This window comes from Mycobacterium ahvazicum, assembly GCF_900176255.2.
Taxonomy (GTDB): Bacteria; Actinomycetota; Actinomycetes; order Mycobacteriales; family Mycobacteriaceae; genus Mycobacterium; species Mycobacterium ahvazicum.
This window is the reverse complement of record NZ_FXEG02000002.1, coordinates 1689087-1708713: the sequence shown is the minus strand read 5'-3', so window position 1 is coordinate 1708713 and position 19627 is coordinate 1689087. Positions and strand designations below refer to the sequence as shown.

Genomic DNA, 19627 nt, shown 5'->3' with positions numbered 1-19627 from the left:
CGCGGCAATGCGAGACGTGTCAGCCGCGCCGCAACTCGAACAGCGGAATGACCCGGCTGGTCTTCGACTGGTATTCGGCGAACACCGGCGCCGCGGCGACAACCTTGGGCAGGATCGCTTCACGCTCGGCAGGCGGCAGTTCGCGGGCGGTGGCGTCGTAGGTGTCCACGCCGGAGTCGGTGGCCACCTCGAGGTGGGCCTGCGGGTTGGCGCGCAGGTTGTGTACCCACGCCGGATCCTTGGGCGACCCGGCGAACGAGCCGAGGATGATCAGCTTGCCGTCGATGTCGAAATACGCCAGTGGCGATAACCGCGACTGCCCGGACTTGGCGCCCGTCGTGGTGAGCAGCAACAGCTTGGCACCTTCGAACGGTCCGCCTACCTTGCCGCCGTTAGCGCGAAATTCGTCGGCGATGGCGGTGTTGAAAGACTTGACGGTTTCGGTATCTGAGGTCTCGGTCATGCTTGGTCAACCCGTTTGGGTTTGGCATCTATTCCGGACTCTTTGCGTTGCTGGGCGGTGATCGGCGCGGGCGCATCGGTCAGCGGGTCCACGCCGCCGCCCGTCTTCGGGAAGGCGATCACCTCGCGGATGGAGTCCACCCCGGACAGCAGGGCGTTGATCCGGTCCCAGCCGAACGCGATGCCGCCGTGTGGTGGCGCGCCAAACGTGAACGCCTCCAACAGGAATCCGAACTTCTCCTGCGCCTCGGCTTGGTCCAGGCCCATCACCGCGAACACCCGTTCCTGGATGTCGCGGCGATGGATACGGATCGAGCCGCCGCCGATCTCGTTGCCGTTGCAGACGATGTCGTAGGCATCGGCGAGCACCACACCGGGATCGGAGACGAGGGCACCCTCGAACTCCGGCTTGGGCGAGGTGAACGCGTGGTGCACCGCGGTCCAGGCGCCGGAGCCGACGGCGACGTCACCGGCGGCGGTCGCGTCCTCGGCGGGTTCGAACAACGGCGGGTCGACCACCCAGACGAACGCCCAGGCGCCCGCGTCGATCAGGTTGAGCCGCTGGGCGATCTCGCCGCGCGCGGCACCCAGCAGCGCGCGCGACGCCTTCGCCGGGCCGGCGGAGAAGAAGATGCAGTCGCCCGGGCCGGCCCCGACGTGGCCGGCCAGCCCGTCGCGTTCGGCGTCGGTCAGATTCTTGGCCACCGGACCACTCAGCTCGCCGTCGTCGCCGACCAGCACGTAGGCCAGCCCGCGGTGCCCGCGCTGTTTGGCCCAGTCCTGCCAGCCGTCCAGCGTGCGGCGCGGCTGCGACGCCCCGCCCGGCATCACCACCGCACCGACGTACGGCGCCTGGAACACCCGGAATGTGGTGTCGGAGAAGAACTCTGTGCACTCGACGAGCTCCAGCCCGAAGCGCATGTCCGGCTTGTCGGACCCGAACCGCCGCATGGCGTCGGCGTAGCTGATCCGCGGGATCGGCGTCGGGATCTGGTAGCCGATCAGGGCCCACAGCGCGGTCAGGATCTCCTCGGAGATCGCGATGATGTCCTCGACGTCGACGAAGCTCATCTCCATGTCGAGCTGAGTGAACTCCGGTTGCCGGTCGGCACGGAAATCCTCGTCGCGATAGCAGCGCGCGATCTGGTAGTAGCGCTCCATGCCGGCGACCATCAGCAACTGCTTGAACAGCTGCGGACTTTGCGGCAGCGCGTAGAACGATCCGGGGTGCAGCCGCGCCGGCACCAGGAAGTCGCGCGCGCCCTCCGGCGTCGAACGGGTGATCGTCGGCGTCTCGATCTCGACGAAGTCGTGACGCGCCAGCACCGACCGGGCGGCGGCATTCACTTTGGAGCGCAACCGAATTGCCGCCGCCGGTCCGTCGCGGCGCAGGTCGAGGTAGCGGTACTTGAGCCGCAGCTCCTCCCCCGCCGGCTCGTCCAATTGGAATGGCAGCGGCGCACTTTCACCGAGCACGGTCAACGACGTGACGTTCAGTTCGACATCGCCGGTGGGAATCTCGGCGTTGGCGTTACCCTCCGGGCGGATCTCGACGACGCCTTGCACCGCGACGCAGAACTCGGCGCGCAACCGGTGCGCCTGTTCCAGCACGTCTGCCGCGCGGAACACCACCTGCGCGATGCCGGACGCGTCCCGCAGGTCGATGAAGATGACGCCACCGTGATCGCGGCGGCGAGCCACCCACCCGACCAGCGTCACCCGTTGGCCGGCGTCGCGATCCCTTAGCGAACCAGCGGCGTGGCTGCGCAGCACGAATACTCCTCTTTACGTTGGACGACTGACCAGTCTAAGGGGCGGTGTAACTTCGCTTTTATCGCCACAAACATCGCTCTCGTCGGTCCCGGCGCTGTCGGCACGACGGTCGCCGCACTGCTGCACAAGGCCGGGCATTCGGTGCTGATCTGCGGCCGCACGCCCCGCGCCAGCATCGAACTGCGTCCCGACGGCCAGGACCCGATCGTGGTGCCGGGGCCCGTGCACACCGATCCCGATCACGTGTCCGGACCCGTCGACGTGGTGATACTGGCGGTCAAGGCCACCCAGAACGAGGCCTCGGCCGGCTGGCTCTCGCGCCTGTGCGCCGAGCACACCATCGTCACGGTGCTGCAGAACGGCGTCGAGCAGGTCGAGCAGGTCCAGCCGCTGTGCCCGTCGTCGCCCGTGGTTCCGGGGATCGTCTGGTACGGCGCCGAGACCCAGCCCGAGGGCTGGGTGCGGCTGCGCACGGAGCCCGCACTGGTGCTGCCCAGCGGCCCTTCGGCGCAGACGGTTGCCGAGCTGCTGCGGGACGCCGGCTGCCGGGTGGACTGCGACCCCGACTTTCTCACCAGCGCCTGGCGCAAATTGCTGCTCAACGCGTTGGCCGGGTTGATGGCGCTGTCGGGACGGAGGTCCGGGATGTTCCACCGCGACGACGTCGCCGAGCTGTCGCACCGCTATGTCGCCGAATGTCTGACCGTCGCGCAGGCCGAAGGCGCCCGGTTGCCCGACGATATCGTCGGCGAATTGGTCGGCACCTTCCGCAGCGCGCCGCAGGACATGGGCACCTCGATCCTGGCCGACCGGGAGAACCACCGGCGGATGGAATGGGACCTGCGCAACGGGGTGATCATCCGCAAGGCACGCGCGCACAACCTGCCGACACCGATCAGCGATGTGCTGGTGCCACTGCTGGCCGCGGCCAGCGACGGTCCCGGCTGAGGGACAGGCAGGCTAGGGTCGTCGCCATGCATCCCTGCGAGCGCGTCGATCTCGACTTCATCGAGAACGCGCCATTCCGGTTTCGCAACAGCGTCGACCTGGCCATCACACCCGAGCAGGTTTTCGAGGTGCTGGCCGACGCCGAGGCCTGGCCGCGCTGGGCGTCGGTGATCACCAAGGTGACCTGGACCAGTCCCGAGCCGCGCGGGGTGGGCACCACCCGCATCGTCGAGATGCGGGGCGGTATCACCGGTGACGAGGAATTTCTGGCCTGGGAGCCGTTCACCCGCATGGCCTTCCGGTTCAACGAGTGCTCCACCAAAGCCGTCGCCGCTTTCGCCGAGGACTACCTAGTCGAGGTCATCCCCGGCGGCTGCCGGCTGACCTGGACCATGGCCCAGAAACCGGCCGGGCCGGCCCGATTTGCGATGGTCTTCACCGGGCCGCTGCTGAACCTGGGCCTGCGCCGGTTCTTGAGCAACCTGCGCCGCTATACCGACAACCGATTTGCTGCTACGCAACAACGTTAGGTGTGTGCAAAGCTAAACCATGACCTTCAACGAGGGTATGCAGATCGACACCAGCACCGCGGCGTCATCCGGCGGTGGCGGCATGGGGATGGCCCTCGGGGGCGGCGGGATCGGGTTGCTGATCCTGGTAGCGGCCTTGTTCCTCGGCATCGATCCCGGCAAGGTCATGGCCCCGCAGGGCGCGAACACCGGCGGCTACTCGGCGCCCGGATTCGACCTTAGCCAGTGCAAGACCGGAGCCGACGCCAACAAGTACGTGCAGTGCCGCGTCGTCGCCACCGGCAACTCGGTGGACGCGGTGTGGCACCAGCTGATGCCGAACTACACCCGCCCGCATGTGCGGCTGTTCACCGGATCGGTCAACACCGGCTGCGGACCGGCCACCACCGCGGTGGGGCCGTTCTACTGCCCGGTCGACCAGACCGCGTATTTCGACACCGACTTCTTCAAGGAACTGGTCGATAGATTCGGTTCCAGCGGTGGGCCTTTCGCGCAGGAGTACGTGGTCGCCCACGAATATGGCCACCACGTCCAGCAGTTGCAGGGCAACCTGGGCCGCGCCCAGCAGGGCGCACAGGGCGCCGGCGGGAACGGGGTCCGCACCGAGTTGCAGGCCGACTGCTACGCCGGCATCTGGGCGCACTACGCGTCGACGGTCAAGCAGGAAAGCACCGGCGTACCGTACCTAGAGCCGTTGAGCGACAAAGACATTCAGGACGCGCTCTCGGCTGCCGCCTCGGTCGGCGATGACCGGATCCAGAAGGAGTCGACGGGTCGCGTCAATCCCGAGTCGTGGACCCACGGATCCGCCGCACAACGCCAAAAGTGGTTCACCGTCGGCTACCAGACCGGCGATGTGCAGCAGTGCGACACGTTCGCCTCGACGAACCTCGGCTAGACCCACGCCCGGCCGGAGGCCCGGCCGGGCCGACTAACCGGCCTTGCAGGTGACGGTGGTGGTGGCGTCCGCCTGGGCGATCACCTGACCGTCCACCGCGATCTCGCAGTGGAACGAGGCCGGGCCGTTGCCCGAGTCCGGCCAGTGCAGCATGCCGCTGGCGGTGATGCTCGCGTACTGGTTCGGGTTTGCCAGCGTTGCCGTGTAGGTGACCGGCGTTCCCCCGCTGAGTGGGGCCTGCACGCTGGTCATGAACTTCGACGGGTCCGCGCTGTAGGCGGACGGGCTGGGCGGATCGGAACTCACATAGTTCACCGTGGCCGTCAGGTTGCCGGTCGAGGTGATCGTGTAGGTCACCTGGTGGCCGTCCGCATGCGCCGTCGCCGGTCCGAGAATCACTCCCCCTACCAGCGCAAACGCTGCCAACGCCGCCGCGCCGGCCCCTTTTCGCAGGTTCGTTTTCACGCTCGTCATATCGAAAACGCTACCGGATTTGTTACCGACGGCTCCGGCGTTCACCCTTCGATATGCCAACGGACGCCCGGCTCGGGTATGAAGCAGGCATGACCGACGACGTCGATCCGGCCGTTCCGGACAGCGCGCCTGGCATTAGCCGCCGCCGGTTGTTGACCACCAGCGCCACCTCCGCGGTCGTCGGGTTGGGCGTCGGCGCCGGCGTCGGGGTGGGGACCGCCGCGCTGTTGTGGTCCGACTCGCACGAGCCCGGACTGCTGCGTCAGCCGGATCGCAGCGGCGCGCCGCCGGTGTTCGGCCTGCACCTGCAATTCGGCAAGAACGCCGGCACCGAGGTGGTGGTGTCCTGGCACAGCACCGAGACCGTCCGCAATCCGCGGGTGATGCTCGGCACGCCGGGGTCCGGTTACGGCCAGACCATCGCTGCAGAAACCCGAACGTATCGAGATGCCAAGTCCAACAATGAAGTTCGCGTCAACCACGCTCGCCTGACCAATCTGACGCCGGACACCGACTATGTGTACGCCGCGATCCACGACGGCGCCGAACCGGAGCAGGGCACCGTGCGGACCGGGCCCGTCGGGCGAAAGCCGTTGCGCTTCACAAGCTTCGGCGATCAGTCCACCCCTGCGCTGGACAAGATGCCCGACGGCACCTACAGCACCGACAACATCGGCTCGCCCGCGGCCGCCGACACCACGCTGGCGATCGAGCGTCTAGGTCCGTTGTTCAACCTCGTCAACGGCGACCTGTGCTACGCCAATCTCGCCCAGGACCGCGTCCGCACCTGGTCGAACTGGTTCGAGAACAACACGCGCTCGGCGCGCTACCGGCCGTGGATGCCGGCCGCCGGTAATCACGAAAACGAGTTGGGCAACGGGCCGGTCGGCTACGGCGCGTACCAGACGTACTTCACGGTGCCCGATTCCGGGGCAAGCCCCGAATTGCGGGGGCTCTGGTACTCGTTCACCGCCGGTTCGGTGCGAGTGATCAGCCTCAACAACGACGACGTGGCCTACCAGGACGGCGGCAACTTCTACGTCCACAACTATTCGGGTGGCGAGCAGAAGCGTTGGCTGACAACCGAACTCGCGGCGGCGCGGCGCGATCCCGATATCGACTGGGTGGTCATCTGCATGCATCAGACCGCCGTCTCCACCGCCGAACGGGCCAACGGCGCCGACCTCGGCGTCCGCGAGCAATGGCTGCCACTGTTCGACCAGTACCAGGTCGATCTGGTGTTGTGCGGTCACGAACACCACTACGAGCGGTCTCATCCGTTGCGGGGAACCGAAAGCACCGACACCCGGACGCCGATAGCCGTCGACACCCACGACGTGATCGATACGACCCGCGGGACGGTGCACGTCGTCGCGGGTGGCGGCGGCACCTCGGCACCGACCAACGGCATGCTCTTCCCCGAACCCCGGTGCCGGGTGATCACCGGCGTCGGAGCGTTCGATGCTTCGATCGGGCGCAAGAAGCCGATTTACGTCGTCGAGGACGCACCCTGGTCGGCGTTTCGCGACTTCGAGAACCCTTATGGCTTCGTGGCTTTCGACGTCGATCCGGGCCAACCGGGCGGCGACACCTCGATCAAGGCCACGCATTACGCGCTGCGCGGGCAACTCGGCGCGGTCGCGGTCGTGGAGCAGTTCACCCTGACCAAACCGCGCGGCGACAAGCCCGCTTAGAACAGCGTGGGCTGACCGGGTTCCGGCCCGGACTTCGGCGCCTGCGAAAACGGTCGCTGGTCACCGGTCAGCCGGTGTTTGACGATCAGCGCAGCGGCCCGCGCCCGCAACATTTCGCGGTAGTCGGGCGGCAAATACGCTCCGCGCCGGTACAACTCGCGGTAGCGGCCGACGAGTTCGGGATGGGAACCGGCCAGCCAGGACATGAACCAGCCGCGGGTGGATCGGCGCAAATGCAGGCCGAAGACGGTGACGCTGGTGGCGCCGGCGGCCGAGATCTGGCCGAGCAGTCCGTCGAGGTGCTCGACGGAGTCGGTGAGGTGCGGCAGCACCGGCGCGACCATCACGTGGCAGTCGAGGCCGGCGTCGCGGATGGCGGCGATCAGACCCAGGCGCGCCTGCGGCGTCGGCGTTCCCGGCTCGACGTCTCGGTGCAGCTCCGCGTCGCCGACCGCCAGCGACACCGCGACCGACACTGGAACCTGTTGAGCCGCAGCGGTTATCAGTGGCAGGTCACGCCGCAGCAGCGTGCCTTTGGTCAGAATGGACAGCGGCGTGCCGGATTCGGCGAGCGCGCCGATGATGCCGGGCATCAACGCGTAGCGGCCCTCGGCGCGCTGGTACGGATCGGTGTTGGTGCCCAGCGCGACCGCTTCGCGTCGCCACGACGGCCGGCGCAGCTCGCGGCGCAATACCTGCGCGACATTGGTCTTGACCACGATCTGGGTGTCAAAGTCGGTGCCGGGGTTGAAATCCAGATATTCGTGGGTGGGGCGGGCGAAACAATAACGGCAGGCGTGCGAGCAGCCGCGGTAGCCGTTGACGGTATAGCGAAACGGCAGCGCGGCCGCGTCCGGAATTCTGTTGAGCGCCGATTTGCACAGCACCTCGTGAAAGGTGATCCCCTCGAACTGGGGTGCGCGGACACTGCGGACCAGGCCGATCCGCTGCAGTCCTGGTAATGCCCCGTCGTCGACCGGTTCCCCGTTGACAGCGACGGCCTGTTTTGCCCACCGCATACCACTATTCGAACAATTGTTCGATGCGATGTCAAGCGATGTCCTTGACCGATTGTTTAGCAGACGCTAAATTTAGCAGATGCTGAACAATGAGACGATGGTCGACCCCGTCGCGCTGTACCGCACCGCCACTGATCGCGCGATCACCGTTGTCGAAACGGTGCGGTCCGATCAACTCGATTGGCCCACACCATGTTCAGAGTGGAACGTGCAACAGCTCATCGATCATCTCGTCGGGGGCGCGGAGTATCTCCTCGCAGCGGCGGCGGGTCGCCAACCCGCGGTGGTGCAGGATGCGATGCCGCGCGGTTATCGCAAGGACGTTCATCGGGTGCTGACAGCTGTCTCAAAGCCGGGGGTGCTGGAACGAACCTGCGCGTCCCCGCTCGGCTTTGATTGGCCGCTCGCTCAGGCGGTCGCCGGGACGTTTATGGATGTGCTGATCCACACCTGGGATCTGGCACGCGCCACCGGTCAGGACGAGCAGCTCGACCCCGCACTGGTTCAGGTGTGTACGGCGATGTTCGTACCCGAGATGCCCCGGCGGGGAAGGGCAGCCGGCATCATCGGACCAGAGGTGGAGCTCAGCGCTGACGCTTCGGCGCAGGATCGGCTCCTGGCCGCGATGGGTCGTCGCCCATGAGCGAGGCCGCCGTCGAGAACGCGATCAGGGCCTTGGCCCACCCGGGACGGCGGACGATGTTGCAGCTGGTCTGGGACCAGGAACGCACCGCGTCCGCTCTCGCCGAAGCCGCGGGGTTGTCGAAATCGGCTGCAAGTCAACATCTCAAGCTGCTGCGCGAGGCAGGCCTCGTGGAGGTCCGGGTGGAGGCCACCCGCCGGTTGTATCGCGCTGACCTTGCCCGCGTTGGCCAGATCGCTGCGCTACTCGACGAATTCTGGGCTGCTCCGTTGCAACGGCTGCGTGCGACCGCCGAATCAGATCCGACATGAAACTGGCCGCCCAGCAACTCGTAGTCCACGCCAGCGCGCAACGGGTGTTCGAACTGTTCACCGACCCGGATCAATTCATTCAGTGGATGGCCCCGCAAGCCACGCTCGAACCGATTCCCGGCGGGATCGTGCGATGGACCCATCCCAACGGCGACACCGTCTCTGGCCGCTACCTGGAGATCACGCCACACCGGATCGTATTCACCTACGGATGGGAACGCCCCGAGGTCGAAATACCGCCTGGCTCAACCACTGTCGAGATCGACCTGACTCCTCAGCCGGACGGTTCCACCATGGTCACATTGGTCCATCGCGGCCTCGACGAGCCCGCCGCCGATGCCCACCGCGGCGGCTGGGCGCACTACATCGACCGCATGCGACGCACGGCCGAGGGTGAGGACGTCGGCGCCGACCCGTGGGCGCAACGTCGGGTACCCACGTTCGAAGAGCGGCGAACGTGACCAATGACGCCTCACCCGAAGTCTGCTTCTCCGACCTCGCGGAAATCCTCTTGAAAACCGACTCGGTGACTCGCTCAACGATGATGGGCCTACCCTGCCTGCGCGTCAACGGGCTCTTCTTCGCATCGTTCGACCCGCGAACCGATTGCTTGGTGGTCAAGCTTCCCGCGGCAAGAGTTGATGAACTCATCACGTCCGGATTGGCCTTACCCTTCGCCCCGGCCGGACGCCGCTTTCGGGAATGGGCCGCTATCACACCCAGCCAATCGCCACACTGGCCGGCCCTCCTCAACGAGGCCCTGGCCTTTTGCGCTTGATCGAAGGGCAATATGGAAAGAGGAATCTTCCGGCTCCTCCTGGGTTAAATGCGCAATATCGCTGGCCGAGAACTGAAGTGGCGGAGGGGTACTTGTCGAATCCTGGGTATGAAGGCGAACTGCGGTCCGAGCAGGACTACGTGACCGGGCTCTATGCGCGCCTCGATGCCGAGCGCGCCCGGGCGAAGGAGAATTTCCGCGCGGCATTGCTGGGCGATGGCGAGAGCCTGTCGGACCGGGACGCGGAGGTCCGGGCGGTGGCGAGGGAGGTCAAACGGCTGGACGTCGCCGACTACGGGCTGTGCTTCGGGCGGTTGGACGCCATCTCCGGTGAACGCAGCTACATCGGCCGCATCGGCCTGTTCGACGCCGACAACGAGTATCACCCGCTGCTGCTCGACTGGCGCGCTCCGGCCGCCCGGGCGTTCTATGTCGCGACCGCCGCCACCCCGGAGGGCATGCACCGCCGGCGCCAGTTCCACACCCGCGGGCGAAGCATCGACGACTTCACCGACGAGGTGTTCGGCCGGCCGGGCGCGGACGCGCAAGGCGATGGGGCCCTGCTGGCGGCGATCAACGCGCCACGAGGCGAGGGCATGCGCGACATCGTCGCGACCATTCAGGCCGAGCAGGACGAGATCATCCGGCTCGATCATCCCGGCGTGCTGGTGATCGAGGGTGGCCCCGGCACCGGCAAGACGGTCGTGGCGCTGCATCGCGTCGCGTACCTGCTGTACACCCAGCGCGAGCGCATCGAGCGCCACGGAGTCCTTGTGGTGGGACCTAATCCGGCGTTCCTGCGCCATGTCGATCGGGTGCTGCCGTCGCTGGGCGAGTCCAGCGTGGTGTTCATGACGCCGGGCGATCTGGTCCCTGGAATGCGCGTCACCGCCGAGGACACCCCGGAGTGCGCGGCGTTCAAGGGGTCGCTGAAAATCCTCGACGTGCTGGCCGCCGCGGTCGCCGATCGGCAGCGACTACCCGAGCGCCCGCTGGAGATCGAACTGGCCGACGTCACAATGCGCATCGACGCCGAGATCGGCGGCTGGGCGCGAGACGAGGCACGCGGCAGCGGACAACCGCACAACCAGGCCCGCGCGGTGTTCATCGACATCCTCACCTGGGCGCTGACCGAGCGCGCGATCGCCCGGATCGGCCGCGGCTGGTTGACCCGCGAGGACCGCAGCGCATGGGAACAGCTGCGTTCCGACCTGCTCGCCGAGCTGGCGGACAACGAGCAGTTCGCCGCCGCACTCGACCGGCTCTGGCCGATCCTGACACCGCGGGAGCTGCTGGCTTCGCTGTACCTCTCCCCCGAGCGGCTGCATGCCGTGGGTGCGCCCCAGTCGCTGTTGCGTGTCGACGGCGAGGCCTGGACGGTGTCGGACGTGCCGCTGCTCGACGAGCTGGTCGATCTGCTCGGCCGCGACAAGGCGGCCGAGGCCGCGGAGGCGAACGCCAAGCGCGAGCGCAACTACGAGGCCGAGTACGCCGCCGGCGTGCTGGACCTGATGATCGCGCGCGAGGATCTGATGGACGACGAGGACCAGCTGATGGCCCGCGACGTGATCCATGCCGAGGCCCTAGCCGACCGTTTCATCGAGCGCGACACGCGTGAACTCGCCGAACGTGCTGCGGCAGATCGAGATTGGACCTATCGCCATGTCGTGGTCGACGAGGCCCAGGAACTGTCCGAGATGGACTGGCGGGTGCTGATGCGACGTTGCCCCGGCCGGTCCTTCACCGTGGTCGGCGATCTCGCCCAGCGCCGGTCGGCCGCCGGTGCGACATCGTGGCAAGCGATGCTGCAGCCGTACGTGCCGGGCCGGTGGGATTACCGGTCGCTGACGGTCAACTACCGCACGCCGGAAGAAATCATGACGGTCGCCGCCGCGCTGCTCGAGGAGTTCGCGCCGGGGGTACAGCCACCGGAATCGGTTCGCGCCTGCGGCGCGCGGCCCTGGTCGCGACAGGTCACCGACGACGAATTGCCTGGCGCGATTGAAGAATTCGTGCGCGACGAAGCCGGTCGTGACGGCACCAGCGTTGTGATCGGTCCACCCGGGGTGCCGGGTACGGTGCCGGTCTCACAGACCAAGGGATTGGAGTTCGACGCCGTGCTGGTGGTCGACCCGCAGCGGATCCTCGCGGACGGCCCGCGCGGCGCATCCGAGCTCTACGTCGCCCTCACCCGCGCCACCCAACGGCTCGGCGTCTTGCATCGAGAACCGTTGCCAGAGGCGCTGTCCGGCTTGGCCGTCTTGAACTAGAAGGGCGGCGGATCCGGATCGCCTGTGGCAGTGAGCGATTCGTCCGGCCCCACCCGCGCCTGGCGGTTCTGCCGACGTTCGGCGGCGATGCGAGCGGCGCGATTCTGGGCGCGAGTCTGCCGTCGCATCGGCATCATCGCGGTCCGCTCGCCGCAGTAGTCCTGCAGCCGTTCGATGTCGGGCGCCGGCGCGCCGCTTGTCGGCTGGCACAGGCTCGGGAACAGCAGCGCGCTGCCCGGGGTGGTGACATAGGTCTGACCAGCCGGCGAGGTCAGAATCACCGTCCCGTCGGGCAGCTGCTTGTCGCGCCATCCCCAGAACGTCTTGACCAGGTGATGAGTCCTGCAGTAGCACTTCAGGTTTGACGCATGCGTCGGGCCACCGTCGCCGTACGGGATCGTATGGTCGACGTCGCACTCGACTGCCGGCCGGTCGCAACCCGGCCAGCGGCAGGTCAGGTCTCGGCATCGCACGAAATCCCGCAGCGCCGCCGAAGGCACATATCCGGGTTCGGGCGCAGCATCGGCGGGATGGACCAGCGGCACCAGCCGGGCCGACTTGGCAAGTTCGGCAACGAGTTCCGGCGGGATGAGTCCGTCCGCACCGAGCTGGGACGCGGGCACCGAGCCGGTACCGTCGACCGCGGCCCGCTCGGCGATCACATGAATGACGACGGGCGACGCGGCGGGACGCTTGCCCGCCGCGCAGTCGGGCCGGCCGCACCGGCCCCCCAGCCGGTCGGCGGAAACGGCCAGCGCGCCCAGCGCGTCGGCCCGGCGCTGCTCACGGCCGCGCGGGTCGTGTTCACACACCGTGGCAGCCAGCGCGTTCAACCGCTTTTCCAGAGCCCGGGCGTCGGGGGTCAGCAAGGAACCGTGGATCTCGGACGTGCCGTCGCCGATGTCCGCGATCCATACCTCGCGCCCGGATTGCCGTTGCTTTCGCCGCCGGACGGCATCGGCATCGGCCCGCACCACAATCCTGTCCACCTGCCCGGCCAGCCGACCGTGCGTCAGCGATGGCCAACGCGGCAAGCAAACCGCCAACTCCGCATCGACTCTGGCCAGTGCCTCGTCGTCGGTCAGCAGATCGGTGCGGTAGACGATCGTCTGAAACATCCGATAGTCGATGTCGCCGGCCTTGAACACCGCTGCAACCTTCGGCAACCGCTCACGCATTGCCCGGGCGTACCGAAGGCGACTCGCCGCCAGCCCCTGACTGATCCGCAACGCCGCCGCCACTTCGGCGGCCACCGCCTCCATCGTGTCGACCGCCCATGCCTCGGTGTCCGAACAACGCGCCAGTCGATAGGCGAACAGGTCTGCGATGTCGGTCAGCTGGGTGGCGGCCGCCCGATTTTCCGCCCGTGCGGACGAGCGGATGCGATTGACCAAGGCCGCGGAATCGGGTGTGGTGGACGGATAGCGCCGCCCGAAGACCTCATCGATCTCGTCGCAGCTACTCGAACCCATGTTCGAATGATACAACGCCCCACCGACAAGAAAGTCAGCCTGAAACGCAAGTGACACAAGTGATTTGGCGCGAACTGACTCACGCCTCGTCGGCCAGCAACTCCCCCTGTTGCGCAGGGACGGCGTGACGGCCGGTCATCACGCTCATCAGGCCGTCCTGGTAAGTGAGGCCGGGTGGCTTGACCTTCGGGGTAGCCGGGAGCTCGTCGGGCCTGGGAGCGGACTTCGGCCAGGCCGGCGGTACCGACAGCGAGCCCAGCGCGGGCGACGCGCCCAGAGCCGCGCACTCCACCACCACGCTGGAGAAATCGCGGAACGACTTCACCCTGGGAGGGGTTGCCCCGCTCGGCATCTCAGCACGTTCCACGGACGTCTCCTTATCGGCCGGCCTGCGCGGCGACGACGCCTGTCCCGCGCAATCTTGCACGACCGTACAATAACCACGGGCCGCCATGAACCAGTTTGCTGAATATTCGTCGACGGGATCGCTAATTTCCGCCCGCCCGGTCAAAACCGGCGGCGATGAGCGCCCAAAACGCGAGAGCACCTCGGCGACAACCGAATCGAGCGGCACCGACACCTGCTCGTTGCCCTCAGGCCTTGCGCCCCCGCTTCGGGTCGCTGCGGTAGGTAGCGATGTGCCCGAGCGCCATGTCCAGCGCGAGTTCGAGAGGCCGCGCGCTGCGCATCGTCTGCGCCATCAGCAAGCCGCCTTGCACCGCACTCATCATCGACAGTGCGAGATCGGCGGGATCGGCATCGGCGGACAATTCACCATTGCCACGCATCGTCGTCATGCCAGCAGCGAGATATGCCTGCCACTCGGCGAAGCTCTGCGCAAGCTGCTGTCGCGCCGAGTCGGATTGTTCGGCGAGCTCGCCCACGAGCGAACCTAGCGGGCAACCCCCGACACCGTGTGTAGCGCGGGCCATCGCCAAGACATGGTCGCACCAGCGCTGCAGTCCTTCCCACGAGGAGACTTCGCCGAGATTTGGCTGCTGGGCCGCGATGACCTGGCCGAGTTGGGTCTTGATGACCTCGCAGATGAGCGCTTCCTTGTTCGGGAAGTAGTGGTACAGCTGCGACTTACTCGTGTTGGTATCGGCGATGACGTCGTCCAGGCTTGTTCCGGCGACACCCTGCCGGCGGACGAGTGCCGCGGCCGCAGCGACGATTCGCGCTCTGGTCGCCGCACCGCGATTCGTCAGCCGCGCACCCGCGGGGCGCTCTTTTGACGGCATGAAGCAGAAGTGTAGATCGAATTGGACTTGATAGTCCAGTTCGGGTTCAGCACACTTTGTCCACGTCGTCCGCCTACCCCGGGAGAGGAATGCATGTCCCGCCTGAATAACGGTGATCAGTTTCCCGCGTTAGAACTTCCAGCGGTCGGTGGCGGCACGATCTCGCTACCGGGCGATCTCGCCGGGTACTACGGCGTCGTCCTGATCTACCGCGGGTCGTGGTGCCCCTACTGCAACGCGCAGTTGGCCGCGTTCTCTCGTGCCGCCGACGCGCTGAACGACCTTGGCGTCAAGGTCGTCGCCTTCTCGGTCGACGATGCCGAGACCACCGCAGCGCTGGTGTCGAAGCGCAAGCTGTCCTTCCCGGTCGGCCACAGCGCCGACGCCGACAAGATCGCCGCAGTGACCGACGCCTACGTCAGCGAGGAGCCGCACTACCTGCAATCGACCGGCTTCGTCCTGGCGCCGGACGGGACGGTCCGACTCGCCGTCTACTCGAGCGGTGCCATAGGCCGGCTGGTCGCCGACGACGTGATCGGCTTCATCCGCTACATCAAGGAGCATCCGGACCTACGATGAGCAACCCCGCGAAAATCTTGCGATACAACACGCCATTCCTGGGTTGGGTGATGTTCTGGTTCGGATTGTTGAAGTTGATCGAACCGTTTCGTACGCAGTTCAATGTTCAAATCACCAACAGTCGATTGCCGCGATCCAGCATACCGATGGGCATAGTCGGTGAGATATCTATTGGGTTGAGTCTGCTTTCAGCCTCCCGCTTGAGGCGCAAACACTCTCCACGTGCCAACCCGCTCACCTCCGCCGCCTCAGCCGCACTGATTGCCAACATGGCGGGGGCTACCTATGTACATCTGCACCCGGAGGTGCCAGCCGAGGTGCTTCCCCTGCGGATCAAGCCTCCGTTCATACCGCTGTTGTGTATGTGGTTGGCTGCGGTGAATGTGCTTGCCGTTCATCGAGACAACGACCCGCGTCAACCGATCCGAAAGTGATGGCAGTGCCCGACGACACGTGTCCGCCTTATCAGACCTTGTTCAACGCCGCGAAAATCGGAAGGGTCGAACTCGCCAATCGCGTGGCCCTGGCACCGATGACACGAGTCAGCGCGACGGCCGACGGACTGCCCACCGACCAGGTCGCTGCCTACTACCGCAGATTCGCCCGGGGCGGATTCGGCCTGTTGATCACGGAGGGGCTTTACATCGACGACCTGACCAGTCAGGGATATCTCTTTCAACCAGGCATCGCCAACGCCGTGCACGCGTCGGCCTGGCAGCCAGTGGTCGAGGGTGTCCATGACTGCGGGGCCAAATATTTCGCTCAACTCATGCATGCCGGCAGCCAGTCGCAGGGCAACCCGCATACCGACACCACCTGGGGGCCGTCCGCCATACGCCCGAAAGGCGAGCAACTACCCATGTACCGCGGTGCCGGCCCCTTCAAAATTCCCCAAGCGATGACCGTCGAGCATCTCGGCCAAGTCCGCAGCGCCTTCGTCAACGCCGCGCGGCAGGCGCGCGACGCCGGGTTCGACGGTGTGGAGATCCACGGTGCGAATGGGTATCTGCTGGACGAATTCCTCACCGACTACCTGAATACCCGCACCGACGATTACGGCGGCAGCGTCGCCAATCGGGTGCGCCTCGCGGCCGAGGTCTGCCACGACGTCGCGTCGGCAGTCGGTGGCGAGATCGCGGTCGGTATCCGGATCTCCCAGGGAAAGGTTTCCGACAACCACCATCATTGGACGGGCGGCGAGGACGACGCGGCCACCATCTTCGCCACGCTGGCCGACACCGGCATCGATTACATACACACCACCGAATATCGCGCGCTTGCACCGGCATTCGCCGGTTCAGACAAATCGCTCGCGCAGCTTGCGAAGCAGTACAGCGGGCTGCCGATCATCGCCAACGGCCACCTGGACGACCCGAAAGACGGCGCCGCCATCATCGACTCGGGCGCTGCCGATGTCGTCGCCCTGGCCAAACCCGCGCTGGCGAATCGCGACTGGCCCCAGCGCGTGCGATCCGGACGACCGTTGTCACCGGATGTGCCGCGGGACCTGTTCGGGCCCGTCGCCAACATCAAGGATTGGGAAGTCGCCTGAAACGCGAGAGAACCTCGGCGACAACCGATTCGATCGGCACCGACACCTGCTCCCCGGCCGCGAGATCCTTGACGCCGACCGTGCCGGACTCCAGATCGCGATCACCGGCGACCAGCGCGAGGCGGGCACCGGATCGGTCGGCGGCGCGCATCGCGCCCTTGAGCCCACGATCGCCGTAGGCCATATCGACCCGGACACCGGCGGCCCGCAGCTCACCGCCCAGCACCGCCAGCCGCAGCTTGGCCGCGTCGCTGAGCGGCACTCCGAAGACGTCGCAGCGCGTGGTCTCCCCCGCACTCTTGCCCTCGGCGCGCAACGCCAGCAGCGTGCGGTCCACGCCGAGCCCAAAACCGATGCCGGACAGGTCTTGTCCACCGAGCCGGCGCATCAACCCGTCGTAGCGGCCGCCGCCACCGATGCCCGATTGCGCGCCGAGTCCGTCGTGCACGAACTCGAAAGTCGTCTTGGTGTAGTAATCGAGCCCGCGCACCATCCGCGGGTTGATGACGTAGGGCACACCCAGCGCGTCGAGGTGGGCCAGCACCGTGTCGAAGTGCTGCTTGGCCTCATCGGACAGGTGATCGAGCAGCACCGGCGCATCGGCCGTCATGGCCTTCACCTCGGGCCGTTTGTCGTCGAGCACGCGCAGCGGGTTCAGTCGTGCGCGTCGCAGTGTTTCCTGGTCGAGGTCGAGCCCAAACAAGTACTCCTGCAACAGTTCCCGGTACTGCGGTCGGCAACTGTCATCGCCCAGCGAGGTGATCTCCAGCCGGAACCCGTCCAGGCCCAGCGACCGGAACCCGCCGTCGGCAATCGCGATCACTTCGGCGTCCAGCGCCGGGTCGTCGACGCCGATCGCCTCGACGCCCACCTGCTGCAGCTGGCGGTACCGGCCGGCCTGCGGACGCTCGTAGCGGAAGAACGGCCCGGCGTAACAGAGCTTGACGGGCAGCGCGCCGCGGTCCAGGCCGTGCTCGATCACCGCGCGCACCACCCCGGCGGTGCCCTCCGGCCGCAGCGTCACCGAGCGGTCACCACGGTCGGCGAAGGTGTACATCTCCTTGGACACCACGTCGGTGGATTCACCGACGCCGCGGGCGAACAGCCCGGTGTCCTCGAAGATGGGCAGCTCGATGTCACCGTAGCCGGCCCGCCGTGCCGCGCCCAGCAGGCCAGCACGCACCGCGACGAACTGTGCCGAGTCCGGCGGGACATAGTCGGGCACGCCCTTGGGCGCGGAAAACGCGGTGAACGACTCCGTCATCCGGCCAGGCCTTCGAGGAACGGATTGAAACGCCGCTCGGCCCCGATCGTGGTCGCCGCGCCGTGGCCGGGCAGCACCATGGTGTTGTCGTCGAGCACCAGAAGCTTGTCGATGATCGAGGTCAGCAAATCGCGGCCGCTGCCGCCGAATAGGTCGGTGCGGCCCACCGAGCGCTCGAACAGGGTGTCGCCGGTGAACACCACGTCTTGGTCCGCGGCCACCCGGAAGACCACCGATCCGCGGGTGTGCCCGGGCGTGTGGTCGACGTTGACGCTGACGTTGCCCAGGTCGATCTTGTCGCCGTCGCGGTCCAGTTCGATCACCTGCTTGGGCTCCCGGAAGAACGCACCCGTCATCAGCTGCGCCAGCCGTGGCCCCATACCGAAGATGGGGTCTTTGAGCATGAAGCGGTCTTCGGGATGAATGTAGGTCGGGCAGCCGTAGGTGTCCGAAACCTTCTGAGCAGACCACATGTGGTCGATGTGCCCGTGGGTGAGCAGCACGGCGGCGGGGGTGAGCCGATTCTCGTCAAGGATGCGCCGCAACGGCGCCATCGCTCGCTGCCCCGGATCCACGATCACGGCGTCCGTACCGGGGCGCTCGGCCAGCACGTAGCAGTTGCACTGCAACATGCCCGCGGGAAATCCGGTGATCAACACGTTCGCCATTTTCCCACGGGGCCCAGTTGACACCGCTCGCGCCGCCCGCATTAGCCTGAGCCTGCAAACCCGCCCCCACTGACACGCATGGAGGCATACCGGCCGTGCCGACCAACGAACAGCGACGCGCCAACGCCAAGCGCAAACTCGAACGGCAGCTCGAACGCCGGGCGAAGCAAGCCCGCAGGCGACGTGTGTTAGTCATCGTCGGCGGCGTCGTGGCAGCCATCGCGGTGATCGCCGCGGTGGTGGTCACCGTGATCAACACGAACAACAAGCACAAGCAGGACACGGCAGCGCCGACGACGAGCAACTCGCCGGCGGCGTCGGGCACGACGACTCCGCAAACGGGTCAGGTTCCGCCGGTTCCGCCGCTGCCGGTGTTCAAACCGTCGGACACCGTGGGCGCCAACTGCCAGTACCCGCCGTCGACGGATCCGGCCGCCAAGCCGGTCAAGCCGCCGCGCACCGGCAAGGTGCCGACCGACCCCGCGCAGGTGAGCGCCAGCATGGCGACCAGCCAGGGCAACATCGGCCTGATGTTGGCGAACAACGGATCACCTTGCACGGTCAACAGTTTCGCTAGCCTGATCGGACAGAAGTACTTCGACAACACCAAGTGCCCCCGCCTGACCCCCTCGGACACGCTGGGTGTGCTGCAATGCGGCGATCCCAAGGGCGACGGCACCGGCGGGCCGGGTTACCAGTTCGCCAACGAGTACCCGACCGACCAGTACCCGCCGAACGACCCCAAGCTGCGCGAACCCGTTCTCTATCCGCGGGGCACCCTCGCGATGGCCAACGCCGGACCCGGCACCAACGGCAGTCAGTTCTTCATGGTCTACAAGGACTCTCAGCTGCCGCCGCAGTACACCGTCTTCGGCACGATTCAGCCTGACGGGCTCGCCGTTCTCGACAAGATCGCCAAGGGCGGCATCAACGGTGGCGGCGAAGACGGCGCACCGAACAGCGAAGTGACGATCAAATCGATCCTGCTGGACTAGACCCGAAGCAGCGCAACACGGGTCGCCAAGATTCGTAGGAAGCTGGTCGACACTTT

22 protein-coding genes are annotated in these 19627 nt (G+C 66.7%); 13 read left to right on the top strand and 9 right to left on the bottom strand.

Translation table 11 applies throughout. The features are described 5' to 3' along the window. Positions 1-19 precede the first annotated feature (19 nt). Together MAAFP003_RS10385 and aspS are read right to left on the bottom strand one after the other, a co-directional pair. A complete protein-coding gene (locus MAAFP003_RS10385; RefSeq protein WP_096286647.1) occupies positions 20-463 on the bottom strand; it encodes a nitroreductase family deazaflavin-dependent oxidoreductase in 444 nt (147 codons plus the stop codon). Further along, positions 460-2235, bottom strand: a complete 1776-nt coding sequence (gene aspS / locus MAAFP003_RS10380) for an aspartate--tRNA ligase (RefSeq protein WP_096286645.1) — start codon at positions 2233-2235, stop codon at positions 460-462. Before aspS ends, MAAFP003_RS10385 begins: the two co-directional genes overlap by 4 nt. A 60-nt stretch (positions 2236-2295) precedes the next feature. Between aspS and MAAFP003_RS10375 the strand changes: the two genes are divergently transcribed. The 3 genes from MAAFP003_RS10375 to ypfJ are packed head-to-tail and all read left to right on the top strand — an operon-like array spanning position 2296 to position 4611. Next, positions 2296-3183: an oxidoreductase gene (locus tag MAAFP003_RS10375; protein ID WP_207768525.1), complete on the top strand. Its 888-nt coding sequence runs from the start codon at positions 2296-2298 to the stop codon at positions 3181-3183. Between the two features lie 26 nt (positions 3184-3209). Further along, entirely contained in the window at positions 3210-3713 is a 504-nt protein-coding gene (locus MAAFP003_RS10370) for an SRPBCC family protein (protein WP_096286643.1), read from the top strand. A gap of 19 nt (positions 3714-3732) precedes the next feature. Then, positions 3733-4611, top strand: coding sequence for a KPN_02809 family neutral zinc metallopeptidase (gene ypfJ / locus MAAFP003_RS10365; RefSeq protein ID WP_096286642.1), 879 nt, complete (start codon positions 3733-3735; stop codon positions 4609-4611). A gap of 33 nt (positions 4612-4644) precedes the next feature. Here the strand turns inward: ypfJ and MAAFP003_RS10360 are convergent, their stop codons facing one another. Further along, the gene (locus tag MAAFP003_RS10360) at positions 4645-5085 is read right to left on the bottom strand and encodes a hypothetical protein (RefSeq protein ID WP_096286640.1); all 441 of its coding nucleotides are present in this window, start codon (positions 5083-5085) and stop codon (positions 4645-4647) included. Between the two features lie 89 nt (positions 5086-5174). On the opposite strand from MAAFP003_RS10360, the gene MAAFP003_RS10355 reads away from it, so the two are divergent. Further along, complete coding sequence (locus MAAFP003_RS10355) at positions 5175-6779, top strand: purple acid phosphatase family protein (RefSeq protein WP_096291040.1); 1605 nt, start codon at positions 5175-5177, stop codon at positions 6777-6779. On the opposite strand, the gene MAAFP003_RS10350 is transcribed toward MAAFP003_RS10355, so the two are convergent. Next, on the bottom strand, positions 6776-7798 hold the full coding sequence (locus MAAFP003_RS10350; protein WP_096286638.1) for an Rv2578c family radical SAM protein: 1023 nt from the start codon (positions 7796-7798) through the stop codon (positions 6776-6778). The two genes, MAAFP003_RS10355 and MAAFP003_RS10350, sit on opposite strands and share 4 nt — an antisense overlap. A 79-nt stretch (positions 7799-7877) precedes the next feature. On the opposite strand from MAAFP003_RS10350, the gene MAAFP003_RS10345 reads away from it, so the two are divergent. The 5 genes from MAAFP003_RS10345 (at position 7878) to helR (ending at position 11800) form a co-directional block, all read left to right on the top strand. Then, positions 7878-8441, top strand: a complete 564-nt coding sequence (locus MAAFP003_RS10345) for a TIGR03086 family metal-binding protein (RefSeq protein ID WP_243393854.1) — start codon at positions 7878-7880, stop codon at positions 8439-8441. Continuing rightward, the gene (locus tag MAAFP003_RS10340; protein WP_096286636.1) at positions 8438-8752 is read left to right on the top strand and encodes an ArsR/SmtB family transcription factor; all 315 of its coding nucleotides are present in this window, start codon (positions 8438-8440) and stop codon (positions 8750-8752) included. Before MAAFP003_RS10345 ends, MAAFP003_RS10340 begins: the two co-directional genes overlap by 4 nt. After that, positions 8749-9213: an SRPBCC family protein gene (locus tag MAAFP003_RS10335; RefSeq protein WP_096286634.1), complete on the top strand. Its 465-nt coding sequence runs from the start codon at positions 8749-8751 to the stop codon at positions 9211-9213. Before MAAFP003_RS10340 ends, MAAFP003_RS10335 begins: the two co-directional genes overlap by 4 nt. Beyond that, on the top strand, positions 9210-9530 hold the full coding sequence (locus MAAFP003_RS10330) for a hypothetical protein (RefSeq protein ID WP_096286632.1): 321 nt from the start codon (positions 9210-9212) through the stop codon (positions 9528-9530). The genes MAAFP003_RS10335 and MAAFP003_RS10330 overlap by 4 nt, the downstream gene beginning before the upstream one ends. A gap of 92 nt (positions 9531-9622) precedes the next feature. Continuing rightward, entirely contained in the window at positions 9623-11800 is a 2178-nt protein-coding gene (helR, locus tag MAAFP003_RS10325) for an RNA polymerase recycling motor ATPase HelR (protein WP_207768502.1), read from the top strand. Here the strand turns inward: helR and MAAFP003_RS10320 are convergent. The 3 genes from MAAFP003_RS10320 to MAAFP003_RS10310 all read right to left on the bottom strand — a co-directional run bounded on the left by MAAFP003_RS10320 (position 11797) and on the right by MAAFP003_RS10310 (position 14513). Further along, complete coding sequence (locus MAAFP003_RS10320; protein ID WP_096286630.1) at positions 11797-13272, bottom strand: HNH endonuclease signature motif containing protein; 1476 nt, start codon at positions 13270-13272, stop codon at positions 11797-11799. The two genes, helR and MAAFP003_RS10320, sit on opposite strands and share 4 nt — an antisense overlap. Positions 13273-13351: 79 nt before the next feature. Then, a complete protein-coding gene (locus MAAFP003_RS29145) occupies positions 13352-13639 on the bottom strand; it encodes a PPE family protein, SVP subgroup (RefSeq protein ID WP_165796351.1) in 288 nt (95 codons plus the stop codon). A 226-nt stretch (positions 13640-13865) separates the two neighbouring features. Continuing rightward, entirely contained in the window at positions 13866-14513 is a 648-nt protein-coding gene (locus MAAFP003_RS10310) for a TetR/AcrR family transcriptional regulator (protein WP_096286626.1), read from the bottom strand. A 93-nt stretch (positions 14514-14606) separates the two neighbouring features. Here MAAFP003_RS10310 and MAAFP003_RS10305 point away from each other — a divergent pair, with 93 nt between their 5' ends. From MAAFP003_RS10305 to MAAFP003_RS10295, 3 genes are read left to right on the top strand one after another with little or no spacing between them, the layout of a single operon-like run. Then, a complete protein-coding gene (locus MAAFP003_RS10305) occupies positions 14607-15092 on the top strand; it encodes a peroxiredoxin family protein (protein ID WP_096286625.1) in 486 nt (161 codons plus the stop codon). Further along, positions 15089-15526, top strand: coding sequence for a hypothetical protein (locus tag MAAFP003_RS10300; protein ID WP_096286623.1), 438 nt, complete (start codon positions 15089-15091; stop codon positions 15524-15526). Before MAAFP003_RS10305 ends, MAAFP003_RS10300 begins: the two co-directional genes overlap by 4 nt. A 5-nt stretch (positions 15527-15531) precedes the next feature. After that, entirely contained in the window at positions 15532-16644 is a 1113-nt protein-coding gene (locus tag MAAFP003_RS10295) for an NADH:flavin oxidoreductase (protein WP_243393852.1), read from the top strand. Here MAAFP003_RS10295 and hisS read toward each other — a convergent pair. Together hisS and MAAFP003_RS10285 are read right to left on the bottom strand one after the other, a co-directional pair. After that, positions 16622-17908, bottom strand: a complete 1287-nt coding sequence (hisS, locus tag MAAFP003_RS10290) for a histidine--tRNA ligase (RefSeq protein ID WP_096286619.1) — start codon at positions 17906-17908, stop codon at positions 16622-16624. The two genes, MAAFP003_RS10295 and hisS, sit on opposite strands and share 23 nt — an antisense overlap. Then, the gene (locus MAAFP003_RS10285) at positions 17905-18567 is read right to left on the bottom strand and encodes an MBL fold metallo-hydrolase (protein ID WP_096291037.1); all 663 of its coding nucleotides are present in this window, start codon (positions 18565-18567) and stop codon (positions 17905-17907) included. Before MAAFP003_RS10285 ends, hisS begins: the two co-directional genes overlap by 4 nt. A gap of 104 nt (positions 18568-18671) precedes the next feature. On the opposite strand from MAAFP003_RS10285, the gene MAAFP003_RS10280 reads away from it, so the two are divergent. Next, positions 18672-19571, top strand: a complete 900-nt coding sequence (locus MAAFP003_RS10280; RefSeq protein WP_096286617.1) for a peptidylprolyl isomerase — start codon at positions 18672-18674, stop codon at positions 19569-19571. The last annotated feature ends 56 nt before the right edge of the window (positions 19572-19627 follow it).